The organism is Hydrogenophaga bisanensis (genome assembly GCF_042665135.1).
Classification (GTDB): domain Bacteria; phylum Pseudomonadota; class Gammaproteobacteria; order Burkholderiales; family Burkholderiaceae_C; genus Hydrogenophaga; species Hydrogenophaga bisanensis.
In genome coordinates this window covers 211,988-225,631 of record NZ_JBHTBX010000003.1, presented here as the reverse complement: position 1 = coordinate 225,631, position 13,644 = coordinate 211,988, and the positions used below count along the sequence as shown (strand labels likewise).

Annotated in this window: 12 protein-coding genes; all 12 read left to right on the top strand. The window is 63.3% G+C overall.

The genetic code is table 11. The features are described 5' to 3' along the window. The first annotated feature begins 22 nt into the window (after window positions 1-22). From ACFQNJ_RS06375 to nuoN, 12 genes are read left to right on the top strand one after another with little or no spacing between them, the layout of a single operon-like run. Complete coding sequence (locus tag ACFQNJ_RS06375; protein WP_382255078.1) at window positions 23-643, top strand: NADH-quinone oxidoreductase subunit C; 621 nt, start codon at window positions 23-25, stop codon at window positions 641-643. Window positions 644-666: 23 nt separating this feature from the next. Beyond that, the gene (locus tag ACFQNJ_RS06370; RefSeq protein ID WP_382255075.1) at window positions 667-1,920 is read left to right on the top strand and encodes an NADH-quinone oxidoreductase subunit D; all 1,254 of its coding nucleotides are present in this window, start codon (window positions 667-669) and stop codon (window positions 1,918-1,920) included. Beyond that, the gene (gene nuoE, locus ACFQNJ_RS06365) at window positions 1,917-2,447 is read left to right on the top strand and encodes an NADH-quinone oxidoreductase subunit NuoE (RefSeq protein ID WP_382255072.1); all 531 of its coding nucleotides are present in this window, start codon (window positions 1,917-1,919) and stop codon (window positions 2,445-2,447) included. Before ACFQNJ_RS06370 ends, nuoE begins: the two co-directional genes overlap by 4 nt. Then, window positions 2,444-3,808 carry an NADH-quinone oxidoreductase subunit NuoF gene (gene nuoF / locus ACFQNJ_RS06360; protein ID WP_382255069.1) on the top strand — a complete coding sequence of 455 codons (1,365 nt, stop codon included), beginning with the start codon at window positions 2,444-2,446 and terminating at the stop codon, window positions 3,806-3,808. The genes nuoE and nuoF overlap by 4 nt, the downstream gene beginning before the upstream one ends. A 17-nt stretch (window positions 3,809-3,825) precedes the next feature. Then, window positions 3,826-5,976: an NADH-quinone oxidoreductase subunit NuoG gene (gene nuoG / locus ACFQNJ_RS06355; RefSeq protein ID WP_382255067.1), complete on the top strand. Its 2,151-nt coding sequence runs from the start codon at window positions 3,826-3,828 to the stop codon at window positions 5,974-5,976. Then, window positions 5,973-7,055, top strand: coding sequence for an NADH-quinone oxidoreductase subunit NuoH (gene nuoH, locus ACFQNJ_RS06350; RefSeq protein WP_382255064.1), 1,083 nt, complete (start codon window positions 5,973-5,975; stop codon window positions 7,053-7,055). Before nuoG ends, nuoH begins: the two co-directional genes overlap by 4 nt. A gap of 16 nt (window positions 7,056-7,071) precedes the next feature. Continuing rightward, window positions 7,072-7,581 (top strand): NADH-quinone oxidoreductase subunit NuoI, encoded by a 510-nt coding sequence (gene nuoI / locus ACFQNJ_RS06345; RefSeq protein WP_374642736.1) that lies wholly within the window; start codon window positions 7,072-7,074, stop codon window positions 7,579-7,581. Between the two features lie 23 nt (window positions 7,582-7,604). Continuing rightward, window positions 7,605-8,240: an NADH-quinone oxidoreductase subunit J gene (locus ACFQNJ_RS06340; protein ID WP_382255061.1), complete on the top strand. Its 636-nt coding sequence runs from the start codon at window positions 7,605-7,607 to the stop codon at window positions 8,238-8,240. Next, entirely contained in the window at window positions 8,237-8,545 is a 309-nt protein-coding gene (gene nuoK, locus ACFQNJ_RS06335; protein WP_374642732.1) for an NADH-quinone oxidoreductase subunit NuoK, read from the top strand. Before ACFQNJ_RS06340 ends, nuoK begins: the two co-directional genes overlap by 4 nt. A 25-nt stretch (window positions 8,546-8,570) precedes the next feature. Next, window positions 8,571-10,595, top strand: coding sequence for an NADH-quinone oxidoreductase subunit L (nuoL, locus tag ACFQNJ_RS06330; protein WP_382255058.1), 2,025 nt, complete (start codon window positions 8,571-8,573; stop codon window positions 10,593-10,595). Between the two features lie 13 nt (window positions 10,596-10,608). Next, complete coding sequence (locus ACFQNJ_RS06325; protein WP_374642728.1) at window positions 10,609-12,084, top strand: NADH-quinone oxidoreductase subunit M; 1,476 nt, start codon at window positions 10,609-10,611, stop codon at window positions 12,082-12,084. A 37-nt stretch (window positions 12,085-12,121) separates the two neighbouring features. Continuing rightward, entirely contained in the window at window positions 12,122-13,615 is a 1,494-nt protein-coding gene (nuoN, locus tag ACFQNJ_RS06320) for an NADH-quinone oxidoreductase subunit NuoN (protein WP_382255055.1), read from the top strand. Window positions 13,616-13,644 lie beyond the last annotated feature (29 nt).

Genomic DNA, 13,644 nt, shown 5'->3' with positions numbered 1-13,644 from the left:
CCACGAACCTGGAAACCGGTCCATGAGTCATTCAGCACCATCCGTCTCCATCCGTCCCGAGGCCCTGCGGGATCAGCTTGCCTCCCTGCTCGATGGCCGTGTGCGGTCGGTCGAGCTGGCCCTGGACGAGGTCACCGTCACGGTCGATGCCGCCCAGTACATCGATGTCATGCAGACGCTGCGCGACGCGCCGGTGGCCCGTTTTGAGCAGTTGATCGACCTGTGCGGCATCGACTACGCCGACTACGGTGATGGTCGCTGGGAGGGCTTGCGCTTCGCGGCGGTTTCGCACCTCCTCTCGGTGAGCCTCAACCAGCGCGTTCGCGTGCGGGTCTTCTGTCCGGACGATGACTTTCCGGTGGTGCCGTCGGTCATGCACCTCTGGAATTCGGCCAACTGGTACGAACGGGAAGCCTTCGACCTGTACGGCATCGTCTTCGAAGGTCACAACGACCTGCGCCGCATCCTCACCGACTACGGCTTCATCGGGCACCCGTTCCGCAAGGACTTCCCGCTGTCGGGTCATGTGGAAATGCGTTACGACGCCGAACGCATGCGCGTGGTCTACGAGCCGGTGAGCATCGAGCCGCGTGAGAACACCCCGCGAATCATCCGCGAGGACAACTACGGGGGGCTGCACTGAGGGTACGCCCGGGCAGAACTGACATGGCAGAAATCAAGAACTACACCCTGAACTTCGGTCCGCAGCACCCGGCCGCGCACGGCGTGTTGCGCCTGGTGCTCGAGCTCGACGGCGAAGTCGTGCAGCGCGCCGATCCGCACATTGGCCTGCTGCACCGCGCGACCGAGAAGCTCGCCGAGCACAAGACCTTCATCCAGTCGTTGCCCTACATGGACCGTCTCGACTACGTGTCCATGATGTGCAACGAACACGCCTACTGCCTGGCCATCGAGAAGCTGCTGGGCATCGAGGTGCCGATCCGTGCACAGTACATCCGCGTGATGTTCAGCGAGATCACCCGCCTGCTCAACCACCTGATGTGGCTGGGTTCGCACGGCAACGACTGCGGCAGTTCCACCATCCTGATCTACGCCTTCCGCGAGCGCGAAGACCTGTTCGACATGTACGAGGCGGTGTCCGGTGCCCGCATGCATGCGGCCTACTTCCGTCCGGGCGGTGTCTACCGCGACCTGCCGGACAGCATGCCGCAGTACAAGGTGAGCAAGATCCGCAACGCACGCGCGCTGGACGAGCTGAACAAGAACCGCCAGGGATCCTTGCTGGACTTCATTGACGACTTCACGCAGCGTTTCCCCAAGTACCTGTCCGAGTACCACACGCTGCTGACCGACAACCGCATCTGGAAGCAGCGCACGGTGGGCATTGGTGTCGTGTCTCCGGAGCGGGCGCTGAATCTGGGCATGACCGGGCCGATGCTGCGTGGTTCGGGCATCGCCTGGGATCTGCGCAAGACCCAGCCCTACGATGTGTACGACCGCGTGCAGTTCGATGTCCCTGTCGGCAAGACCGGCGACACATACGACCGCTATCTGGTCCGTATGGAGGAGATGAACCAGTCCAACCGCATCATCAAGCAGTGTGTGGACTGGCTGCGCGCCAACCCGGGCCCTGTCATCACCGACAACCACAAGGTGGCACCGCCCTCGCGCGAAGCCATGAAGTCCAACATGGAAGAGCTGATCCACCATTTCAAGCTCTTCACGGAAGGCTTCCATGTGCCGGAAGGCCAGGCTTACGCGGCGGTGGAGCATCCCAAGGGCGAGTTCGGCATCTACCTGGTCAGCGATGGCGCGAACAAGCCCTATCGTCTGAAGATCCGGGCGCCGGGCTACGCCCACCTGGCCACGCTGGACGAGATGGCCAGGGGCCACATGCTGGCTGACGCGGTTGCCATCATCGGCACCATGGACATCGTTTTCGGAGAGATTGATCGATGATCTCCAACCCTTCCCAGGGCGCCGTGAGCGCCATGACGCTGAGCGAGGCCACCCAGGCGCGCTTTGCCCGTGAAGTCGCGAAGTACCCGGCCGAGCAGGCCCAGTCGGCCGTGATGGCCTGCCTGTCGATCATCCAGCAGGAGCAGGGGTATGTCAGCCGGGAAGCCGAGCTGGCCATCGCAGCCTATCTGGGCATTGCCCCGATGGCCGTGCATGAGGTGACCACGTTCTACAACATGTACAACCAGCAGCCGGTGGGCAAGTACAAGCTCAACGTCTGCACCAACCTGCCGTGCCAGCTGCGCGGCGGCAACGAGGCGCTGGCCCATCTGGCCCGCAAGCTGGGCATCGAGATGGGGGGCACCACCGCCGACGGCCTGTTCACCCTGCAGCAGTGCGAATGCCTGGGCGCCTGTGCCGATGCACCGGTCATGCTGGTGAACGACCGCAACATGTGCAGCTTCATGAGCAACGACAAGCTCGACCAGCTGGTCGACGGCCTCAAGACCGCGGAGGGCAAGGCATGAATGCCCAGCAAGTGATCGAGCAGTTCCGCGCCACCGGCGTGCAGACCTGCTTCCATGACCGGCACATCAACCCGCAGATCTACGCGGGTCTGAACGGCAGCAACTGGTCGCTCAAGGACTACGAAGCGCGTGGAGGCTACCAGGCCCTGCGCAAGATCCTGGGCAAGGACGGCGGTGAAGGCCTGACGCAGGATCAGGTCATTGCGACCGTCAAGGACTCTGCGCTGCGCGGCCGCGGAGGCGCAGGTTTCCCCACTGGCCTGAAGTGGAGCTTCATGCCCCGCCAGTTCCCGGGTCAGAAGTACCTTGTCTGCAACTCTGACGAAGGGGAGCCGGGTACCTGCAAGGACCGCGACATCCTCATGTACAACCCGCACATCGTCATCGAAGGTATGGCGATCGCGGCGTATGCCATGGGCATCAGCGTGGGCTACAACTACATCCACGGCGAGATCTTCGAGGTGTACGAACGCTTCGAGGCGGCCCTGGAAGAAGCCCGCGCGGCCGGCTACCTCGGCAACAACATCATGGGCTCGAACTACTCGTTCCAGCTCCATGCCCACCACGGCTTCGGCGCCTACATCTGCGGCGAAGAAACCGCGCTGCTCGAATCCCTGGAAGGCAAGAAGGGCCAGCCCCGCTTCAAGCCGCCGTTCCCGGCCAGCTTCGGTCTGTACGGCAAGCCCACCACCATCAACAACACCGAAACCTTCGCGGCGGTGCCCTGGATCATCCGCAACGGTGGGCAGGCCTACCTGGAGTGTGGCAAGCCCAACAACGGCGGCACCAAGATCTTCTCGGTCAGTGGTGATGTCAACCAGCCGGGCAACTACGAGGTGCCGATGGGCACCCCCTTCGCCAAGCTGCTGGAGCTGGCCGGTGGCGTTCGCACCGGCCGCCAGCTCAAGGCGGTGATTCCCGGCGGTTCTTCGGCCCCCGTGCTGCCTGCGCACATCATGATGGAGTGCACCATGGACTACGACTCGATCTCCAAGGCGGGATCGATGCTGGGTTCGGGCGCCGTGATCGTCATGGATGACAGCCGCTGCATGGTCGAGTCGCTCAAGCGACTGTCCTATTTCTACATGCACGAATCCTGTGGACAGTGCACGCCCTGCCGCGAAGGCACGGGCTGGTTGTGGCGCCTGGTCGACCGCATCCACCGCGGCGAGGGACGTCCTGCCGACATGGACCTGCTCGACAACGTGGCCGAGAACATCATGGGCCGCACCATCTGCGCGCTGGGCGATGCCGCTGCCATGCCGGTGCGGGCCATGCTCAAGCATTTCCGGCCGGAGTTCGCGGCCATGATCAAGTCCGACGCCGCCAGCACCAGCTCCACCACTGGACAGGCCGCCTGAACACGAGACGAACAGCCATGGTTGAAATCGAAATCGACGGCCAGAAGGTCGAAGTGCCCCCGGGCAGCATGGTGATGCATGCCGCCGAAAAGGCCGGCACCTACATCCCTCACTTCTGCTACCACAAGAAGCTCTCCATCGCCGCCAATTGCCGCATGTGCCTGGTGGATGTGGAAAAGGCGCCCAAGCCCATGCCCGCCTGCGCCACGCCCGTGACGATGGGCATGATCGTGCGCACCAAGTCCGAGAAGGCCATCAAGGCCCAGAAGTCGGTCATGGAGTTCCTGCTGATCAACCACCCGCTGGACTGCCCGATCTGCGACCAGGGCGGTGAGTGCCAGCTGCAGGATCTGGCCGTCGGCTACGGCGGCGGAGCCTCGCGCTACGAGGAAGAAAAGCGCGTGGTGTTCCACAAGAACGTCGGGCCGCTGATTTCCATGGAGGAAATGAGCCGCTGCATCCACTGCACCCGGTGTGTGCGGTTCGGTCAGGAAATCGCCGGTGTCATGGAACTGGGCATGTCCCATCGCGGCGAGCATTCCGAAATCGAGACCTTCGTGGGTGCCACGGTGGATTCCGAGCTGTCGGGCAACATGATCGACATCTGTCCGGTGGGGGCCCTGACCAGCAAGCCCTTCCGCTACAGCGCCCGGACCTGGGAGCTGTCGCGCCGCAAGAGCGTCAGTCCGCACGACTCGACCGGCGCCAACCTGATCGTCCAGGTCAAGAACCACAAGGTCATGCGCGTGGTGCCCCTGGAGAACGACGCTGTCAACGAGTGCTGGATCGCCGACCGGGACCGCTTCTCGTACGAGGCGGTCAACAGCGAGGAACGCCTTACACAGCCCATGCTCAAGCAGGGCGGCCAGTGGCAGACCGTCGACTGGCAGACGGCCCTCGAGTATGCGGCGCACGGCCTCAAGTGCGTGAAGGACAAGCATGGTGCACAGGCGATTGGTCTGCTGGCCAGCCCGCACAGCACCGTCGAGGAGCTGGCGCTGGCTGGTGCTCTGGTGCGTGGTCTGGGCAGCCAGAACATCGACAGCCGTCTGCGTCACGCCGACTTCACCAACCTGGCACCTGCGGGCAAGTCCCGCTGGCTGGGCACTTCGATTGCCAGCCTGTCGTCCCTGCAACGCGTGCTGGTGGTCGGCTCCAACCTGCGCAAGGACCATCCGCTGTTCGCCCAGCGCATCCGCCAGGCGGCCCGCAAGGGCGCCCAGGTCAGCGTGATTGCCGGCGCTGCCCAGGACTGGGCGATGCCGCTGGCCACCACGGTGGTGGCTGACGCGAGCGTCTGGGTGGCCGCTCTGGCCAATGTGGTGGCCGCCATCGCGGCCGAGCAGGGCGTGTCTTCGCCCGTGGCCGGTCAGGTGACCGACGAAGCCAAGGCCATCGCCAAATCCCTGCTGGGTGGCGAACACAAGGCGGTCCTGCTGGGCAACGCCGCTGCACATCACGAGAAGGCTTCCAGCCTGCTGGCCCTGGCCAACTGGATCGGCCAGCAGACGGGTGCATCGGTGGGCTACCTTACCGAGGCAGCCAACACCGTCGGCGCGCAGCTGGTAGGCGCCGTGCCTGCCCAGGGTGGGCTCCACGCGGGTCAGATGCTCGCCACGGGTGGCCTGAAGGCGGCGATTCTCCTGAACAACGAACCTGATCGCGACAGCGCGGCCGGTTCACAGGGCCTGGCCTCCGCCGAGATGGTGGTCACCCTCAGCCCGTTCAAGACCAATCTGGACATCAGCGATGTGCTCCTGCCCATCGCGCCCTTCACCGAAACCTCGGGCTCCTTCGTCAACGCCGAGGGGCGTCTGCAAAGCTTCCATGCGGTCGTGCGTCCCTTGGGCGAAGCCCGTCCGGGCTGGAAGGTGTTGCGCGTGCTGGGCAACCTGCTGGGTCTGCCGGGATTTGACGCCGATTCTTCGCAGGCCGTGCTGGCCAGTGCGCTGCCTGGTGTGGCCAGCGGTGACACCGTCGACGCTGCGCGCCTGTCCAATGCCGACACCGTGACCGGTCCTGCCGGGGCAGACCTCACGCCGGCCCGTCAACAGCCTTGCGTGGCCGCCATCTACGAGCTTGACTCGCTGGTGCGCCGTGCCACCTCGCTGCAACTCACGAGCGATGCACGCGCCGCCCGCGCTGCGGAGCAAGGAGCCCACGCATGATCGACGCGATGTACAACGGAGGTCTCGGCCTCATCAACGCTTCCTGGTGGACGACCGCCGCCTGGCCGGTGATCTGGGGCTTGCTCAAGATCGTCGCCTTGCTGGCGCCGCTGATGGGTGCCGTGGCTTACCTCACCCTGTGGGAACGCAAGCTGCTGGGGTTCATGCAGGTGCGCTACGGACCCAACCGCGTGGGGCCTGCAGGCCTGCTGCAACCGATCGCCGACGCCGTCAAGCTGCTGACCAAGGAGTTGATCCGTCCGTCTGCGGCCGCCAACGGCCTGTTCCGCCTCGGTCCCATCATGGCCATCATGCCCGCGCTGGCCGCCTGGGTGGCGGTGCCCTTTGGCCCGGAAGCCGTGATCGCGAACATCAACGCCGGCCTGCTGGTCATCCTGGCCATCACCTCCATCGAGGTCTACGGTGTGATCATCGCCGGCTGGGCGTCAAACTCGAAGTACGCCTTCCTGGGCGCCTTGCGAGCCTCGGCGCAGATGGTGAGCTACGAAATCGCCATCGGTTTCTGTTTCCTGGTGGTCGTCATGACCGCCGGCAGCCTGAACCTGGGTGAGATCGTCGCTTCGCAGTCGCGCGGCATGGGCGCCGACATGGGCCTGAATTTCCTCTCCTGGAACTGGTTGCCCCTGCTGCCCATCTTCATGGTGTACCTGATCTCCGGCGTGGCCGAAACCAACCGGCACCCGTTCGACGTCGTCGAGGGAGAGGCCGAGATCGTGGCCGGCCACATGGTCGAGTACTCGGGCATGGGTTTCGCGATCTTCTTCCTCGCCGAGTACGCCAGCATGTGGCTGGTGTCCATCCTGGCGGTGCTGATGTTCCTGGGTGGCTGGCTGCCGCCCATCGACAGCGCCGTCTTCAACTGGATCCCGGGCTGGATCTGGCTGGGCATCAAGACCTTTGTCGTGGTGTCCATGTTCATCTGGATCCGTGCCACCTTCCCCCGTTTCCGTTACGACCAGATCATGCGCCTGGGCTGGAAGATCTTCATTCCCGTGACCCTGGTCTGGCTGCTGCTGGTCGGCGGCCTGATGCAGACGTCCTGGAACATCTGGAAATAAGCTGGGACCACAGACCATGAGCACCACCGCTGTCGCCCCGTTTTCGATCCGCGACTTCTTCAAGAGTTTCCTGCTGGTTGAACTGTTCAAGGGCATGGCCCTGACCGGCCGCTATGCCCTGCGCCGCAAGGTCACCGTCCAGTTCCCGGAAGAGAAGACCCCGCTGTCACCGCGTTTTCGCGGACTGCACGCCCAGCGCCGCTATGAGAACGGCGAAGAGCGCTGCATTGCCTGCAAGCTGTGTGAAGCGATCTGTCCGGCCATGGCCATCACCATCGAGGCCGGCGAGCGCGAGGACGGCACCCGCCGCACCACCCGCTACGACATCGACCTGACCAAATGCATCTTCTGCGGCTTCTGCGAGGAAGCCTGCCCGGTCGATGCGATTGTCGAAACCCACATCCTCGAGTACCACGGTGAGAAGCGGGGTGACCTGTACTTCACCAAGGAAATGCTGCTGGCGGTGGGCGACCGCTACGAACCCGAAATCGCCGCGGCCAAGGCAGCCGATGCGAAGTACCGCTGAGCGACGGGGAAAGACACAGACCCATGGACTACCAGACCGGTTTCTTCTACCTCTTCGCGGCGGTGCTGCTGTTTGCAGCCTTCCGCGTGATCACCTCGCGCAATCCTGTGCACGCGGTGCTCTATCTCATGCTGGCCTTCTCGCAGGCCGCCGCCTTGTGGCTCATCCTGAAAGCGGAGTTCCTGGGTCTGACCCTCGTGCTGGTGTACCTGGGTGCCGTGATGGTGCTCTTCCTGTTCGTGGTGATGATGCTGGACATCCGCATCGAGGGTGATCGCTGGACCTTCTGGCAGCACTTTCCTCTCGCGGCCGTGATCGGTGCCGTCGTCGCGGCCGAGATCGCTGCCGTGATGTGGGTGGGCTTTCCCTCGCTTGCTTCCAGCGCACCGGCTGTCTCTAGCGACGTGTCCAACACCAAGGCGCTGGGCATCCTGCTCTACACCGAATATCTGTATCCGATCCAGGTGGCGGCCGTCATCCTGCTGGTGGCGATGATCACCGCCATCGCACTGACGCTGCGCCAGCGCAAGGACAGCAAGGCCATCAACCCCGGCGATCAGGTGCGTGTGCGCGCCGCCGACCGCCTCGTCGTGGTCCCGATGGCCGTGACCCAGAAGGCCGCCGAAGCGGCCCCGACCCCGGAGGAGGGCAAGGCATGAGCCTCACACTCGGACATTTTCTGACGGTGGGCGCGATCCTGTTCGCGCTCTCGGTGATCGGCATCTTCCTGAACCGGAAGAACCTGATCGTCCTGCTCATGGCCATCGAGCTGATGCTCCTGGCCGTGAACATGAATTTCGTGGCGTTCTCCCACTACCTGGGTGACATGCACGGCCAGGTGTTCGTGTTCTTCATCCTGACCGTGGCTGCCGCCGAGTCGGCGATCGGCCTGGCCATTCTGGTCCTGCTGTTCCGCAACCGCTCCAGCATCAGTGTCGAGGAACTCAACACCCTCAAGGGTTGAAGCCCGCGAAAGAACAGGCAAGAAGATGAGCACAACCCTTTCTGCAAGCACACTGCTGGCGGTACCGCTGGCTCCCCTGGTGGGCTCGGCACTGGCCGGCATCCTGGGCACCACCTTTGGCGGCAACGTCATCGGTCGCCGTGCCTCGCACACCTTCACCATCCTGGGTGTCTTCGTCGCGTTCATCCTGTCGGCGATGACGCTCAAGGATGTCATCGGCGGCGCCCGCTTCAACGAAACCATCTACGAGTGGATGGTGATCGGCGGCCTGAAGATGGAAATCGGCTTCATGGTCGATGGCCTGACCGCCATGATGATGTGTGTGGTGACCTTCGTGTCCCTGATGGTGCACATCTACACCATCGGCTACATGGAGGAAGACGCCGGCTACAACCGCTTCTTCGCGTACATCTCGCTCTTCACCTTCTCCATGCTGATGCTGGTGATGAGCAACAACCTGCTGCAGCTGTTCTTCGGCTGGGAAGCGGTGGGTCTGGTGTCGTACCTGCTGATCGGTTTCTGGTTCAACAAGCCGACGGCCATCTTCGCCAACATGAAGGCCTTCCTGGTGAACCGGGTGGGTGACTTCGGCTTCATCCTGGGCATTGGCCTGATCGTGGCCTACACCGGCACGATGAACTACACCGAGATCTTTGCCAAGGCTGGCGACCTCGGCCAGATCACCTTCCCGGGCACGACCTGGATGCTGGTGACCGTGATCTGCATCTGCCTGTTCATCGGCGCGATGGGCAAGTCGGCCCAGTTCCCGCTGCATGTGTGGCTGCCGGATTCCATGGAAGGCCCGACCCCGATTTCGGCGCTGATCCACGCGGCGACGATGGTGACGGCCGGCATCTTCATGGTCTCGCGCATGTCGCCGCTGTTCGAGTTGTCCGACACCGCCCTGAACTTCGTGCTGGTCATCGGTGCCATCACTGCCCTGTTCATGGGCTTCCTGGGCATCATCCAAAACGACATCAAGCGTGTGGTGGCCTATTCGACGCTGTCGCAGCTGGGCTACATGACCGTCGCGCTGGGCGCCTCGGCCTACTCGGTGGCGGTGTTCCACCTGATGACCCATGCCTTTTTCAAGGCCCTGCTTTTCCTGGCGGCCGGCTCGGTCATCATGGGCATGCACCACAACCAGGACATCCGCTGGATGGGCAACGTGCGCAAGTACATGCCGATCACCTGGATCACCTCGCTGCTGGGTACCCTGGCCCTGATCGGCACGCCGCTGTTCTCGGGCTTCTACTCCAAAGACTCGATCATCGAGGCGGTGCATTTCAGCAACCTCCCGGGCAGCGGTTTTGCCTACTTCGCGGTGCTGGCCGGCGTGTTCGTGACCTCGTTCTACTCGTTCCGTCTCTACTTCCTGGTCTTCCACGGCAAGGAGCGCTACGACCAGAACCCGGACGCCCACCACGACGATCATCACCACGATGATCACGGGCACCATGGTGATGGCAAGCCGCACGAGTCGCCCTGGGTGGTGACAGTGCCGCTGCTGCTGCTGGCGATTCCTTCGGTGGTCATTGGCTACCTGACGATCCAGCCGATGCTGTTCGGTGACTTCCTCAAGGACGCCATCACCATCAACGCCGCGGCACACCCGGCCATGACGAAGTTCGCCGAGATCTTCCACGGCCCCTTGTCCATGGCCGCGCATGCGCTGTCCACGCCGCCGCTGTACCTGGCCCTGGCCGGAGCCGTGTCGGCCTGGTACATGTACCTGATCAACCCGGCCGTACCCGCCGCCTTCGCCCGTGCCTTGCGTCCGCTGATCGTCATCCTCGAGAACAAGTACTACATGGACTGGTTCAACGAGAACGTGCTGGCGCGCGGTGCCCGTGCGCTCGGTGTCGGTCTGTGGAAGGGTGGCGATCGCGGAGTGATCGAGGGCGGCGTCGTCAATGCCAGCTGGAAGCTGATCGGCGCCATCTCGGGGGTGGTCCGTCGCCTGCAGTCCGGCTACCTCTACCACTACGCGCTGATGATGATTGTTGGCGTGCTGCTGTTCATGACCTGGTTCGTCTGGCTGGCCAAATAAGGAGAACAAGAACATGGGTTTGCTGAGCCTTGCGATCTGGGTGCCGATCTTTTTCGGCGCCGTGCTGCTGGCCTTTGGCCGCGATGAGCATGCCAATGCGGTCCGCTGGATCGCCCTGGTGGGCGCACTGGCGGGACTGGCCGTGACCATTCCGCTCTACACCGGCTTCGAGGTCGGTTCGGCTGCGATGCAGTTTGTGGAGAAGAGCGTCTGGATTGAGCGCTTCAACATCCACTACCACCTGGGTGTGGATGGCATCTCCCTGTGGCTGGTGCTGCTGACTGCTTTCATCACGGTCATCGTGGTCATTGCCGGCTGGGAAGTCATCACCGAGCGCGTGAACCAGTACATGGGCGCCTTCCTGATCCTCTCGGGCCTGATGATCGGTGTGTTCGCTTCGCTGGATGCGATGCTGTTCTACGTGTTCTTCGAGGCCACACTGATCCCGATGTATCTGATCATCGGCATCTGGGGCGGACCGAACAAGATCTACGCGGCTTTCAAGTTCTTCCTGTACACGCTGATGGGTTCGCTGCTGATGCTGGTGGCCCTGATCTACCTGTACTTGCAGGCGGGCGGCAGTTTCGATCTGGCGACCTGGCACAAGCTGCCGCTGGGCGCCAACGCGCAGACCCTGCTGTTCTTTGCCTTCTTTGCGGCCTTTGCCGTGAAGGTGCCGATGTGGCCGGTGCACACCTGGCTGCCCGATGTGCACGTCGAAGCCCCGACCGGCGGTTCGGCCGTGCTGGCCGCCATCATGCTCAAGCTCGGTGCCTACGGCTTCCTGCGCTTCTCGCTGCCCATCGCACCCGATGCCTCGCACGAGTGGGCGTGGCTGATGATCACCCTGTCGCTGGTGGCCGTGATCTACGTGGGCCTGGTGGCGATGGTCCAGCAGGACATGAAGAAGCTGGTGGCCTATTCGTCGGTGGCCCACATGGGCTTCGTGACGCTGGGCTTCTTTGTGTTCAGCGACCTGGGGGTGTCGGGCGCCATCGTCCAGATGATTGCCCACGGCTTCGTCTCGGCCGCCATGTTCCTGTCGATCGGCGTGCTGTATGACCGCGTGCATTCCCGCGAGATTGCCTCTTACGGTGGCGTGGTCAACACGATGCCCCGGTTTGCCGCCTTTGCCCTGCTGTTCACCATGGCCAACTGCGGCCTGCCGGGAACCGCTGGCTTCGTCGGCGAGTGGATGGTGATCCTGGCCGCTGTGAAGGCCAACTTCTGGATCGGCCTGCTGGCGGCGTCGGCGCTGATTTTCGGCGCGGCCTACTCGCTGTGGATGTTCAAGCGGGTCTACCTGGGCGCGCCCGGCAACGATGACGTGAAGGCGCTGACCGACATCAACAGCCGCGAGTTCCTGGTGATGGCGCTGCTGGCGATCATGGTGCTGTACATGGGTATCCATCCCAAGCCTTTCACCGACGTGATGGATGCTTCGGTGGCCGAGCTGCTGCGCCATGTGGCCATTTCCAAGCTGAACTGAGATCCGGACCTGGCCAGAAAGACAAGAGAGCGTTCACATGATTGACAACCTCAGCTGGGTCGTGGCGTACCCTGAAATCCTGTTGCTGGTGATGACCTGCGTGATTGCGCTGCTTGACCTCGGGGTCAAGACGCCGATGCGCGGCGCCACCTACGTGCTGGCGCTGCTGACGCTGGTTGTGGTGGCGATCCTGACGGGCAACTACGCGGCCTCCGGCAAGACCCTGACCGGCTTCGGTGGCATGGTGGTCAGCGATCCCATGGGCAATTGGCTCAAGTGCTTTGCCGCGGTGGCCATGATCGTCACTTTTGTTTATGGCCGGGCCTATTCGGCTCAACGTGACATGCTGCGCGGCGGCGATCTGTTCACGCTGGGCCTGTTCTCGCTCCTGGGCATGTTCGTGATGATCTCGGGCCAGAACTTCCTGGTCATCTATCTCGGGCTTGAACTGCTGACCCTGTCCGGCTACGCCCTGGTGGCCCTGCGCCGCGATGATCTGCGGGCCACCGAGGCGGCCATGAAGTACTTTGTACTGGGTGCCCTGGCCAGCGGCTTCCTGCTGTACGGCCTGTCCATGGTCTATGGCGCCACCGGCTCCCTGGACTTGTCTGAGGTGCTCAAGGCCATCGCCGGCGGCGAAGCCACGCTCAAGGGCTCCAAGCAAGTACTGGTGCTGGGTCTCGTGTTCGTGGTGGCCGGTCTGGCGTTCAAGCTGGGTGTCGTGCCTTTCCACATGTGGGTGCCCGACGTGTACCACGGCGCCCCCACGTCGATCACGCTGATGATCGGCGGTGCGCCCAAGCTGGCGGCATTTGCGATCGTGATCCGTCTGCTGGTGGAAGGTATGGCCGCCCTGGCCATCGACTGGCAGCAGATGCTGGCCGTGCTGGCGGTGGCCTCGCTGCTGGTGGGTAACCTGGCGGCCATTGCACAGACCAACCTCAAGCGCATGCTGGCCTTCTCCACGATTGCGCAGATGGGTTTCATGCTGCTGGCGTTGGTGGCCGGTGTGGGCAAGGACGGTGCCAACATGGCCAACGCCTACGGCTCGGCGATGTTCTATGTGGTTACCTATGTGCTGACGACGCTGGGCACCTTTGGTGTCATCCTGCTGCTCTCGCGCAACGGGTTCGAATCCGAAGAGGTGGCCGATCTGGCTGGCCTGAACCAGCGCAGCCCCTTGTACGCCGGCGTCATGGCCATCTGCATGTTCTCGCTGGCCGGTGTGCCGCCGCTGGTCGGCTTCTATGCCAAGCTGGCGGTGCTGCAGGCCCTGGTGGCCGGTGGTACCAGTTTCCACATCGGTCTGGCCGTGTTCGCCGTGCTGATGTCCCTCATTGGCGCCTTCTACTACCTGCGCCTGGTCAAGGTCATGTACTTTGATACCGCCTCGCAGACCGCACCGATCGAGGCGGGAGCCGATGTGCGTTCTGTGCTGTCGATCAACGGCGCACTGGTGTTGGTGCTGGGTATCGTGCCGGGTGGACTGATGGCCTTGTGCGCGCAGGCCGTGGCATCGTTGATCGGGTGATTTTCCCGCCTCACTACGGAACCTTGGGG

Bases quoted from the DNA above. Each gene is read 5' to 3' on its own strand.
- ACFQNJ_RS06340 (WP_382255061.1), top strand. From the start codon at position 7,605: ATGGACTACCAGACCGGTTTCTTCTACCTCTTCGCGGCGGTGCTGCTG.
- nuoL (WP_382255058.1), top strand. From the start codon at position 8,571: ATGAGCACAACCCTTTCTGCAAGCACACTGCTGGCGGTACCGCTGGCT.
- nuoH (WP_382255064.1), top strand. From the start codon at position 5,973: ATGATCGACGCGATGTACAACGGAGGTCTCGGCCTCATCAACGCTTCC.
- ACFQNJ_RS06370 (WP_382255075.1), top strand. From the start codon at position 667: ATGGCAGAAATCAAGAACTACACCCTGAACTTCGGTCCGCAGCACCCG.
- ACFQNJ_RS06375 (WP_382255078.1), top strand. From the start codon at position 23: ATGAGTCATTCAGCACCATCCGTCTCCATCCGTCCCGAGGCCCTGCGG.
- nuoG (WP_382255067.1), top strand. From the start codon at position 3,826: ATGGTTGAAATCGAAATCGACGGCCAGAAGGTCGAAGTGCCCCCGGGC.
- nuoK (WP_374642732.1), top strand. From the start codon at position 8,237: ATGAGCCTCACACTCGGACATTTTCTGACGGTGGGCGCGATCCTGTTC.
- ACFQNJ_RS06325 (WP_374642728.1), top strand. From the start codon at position 10,609: ATGGGTTTGCTGAGCCTTGCGATCTGGGTGCCGATCTTTTTCGGCGCC.
- nuoE (WP_382255072.1), top strand. From the start codon at position 1,917: ATGATCTCCAACCCTTCCCAGGGCGCCGTGAGCGCCATGACGCTGAGC.
- nuoI (WP_374642736.1), top strand. From the start codon at position 7,072: ATGAGCACCACCGCTGTCGCCCCGTTTTCGATCCGCGACTTCTTCAAG.
- nuoF (WP_382255069.1), top strand. From the start codon at position 2,444: ATGAATGCCCAGCAAGTGATCGAGCAGTTCCGCGCCACCGGCGTGCAG.
- nuoN (WP_382255055.1), top strand. From the start codon at position 12,122: ATGATTGACAACCTCAGCTGGGTCGTGGCGTACCCTGAAATCCTGTTG.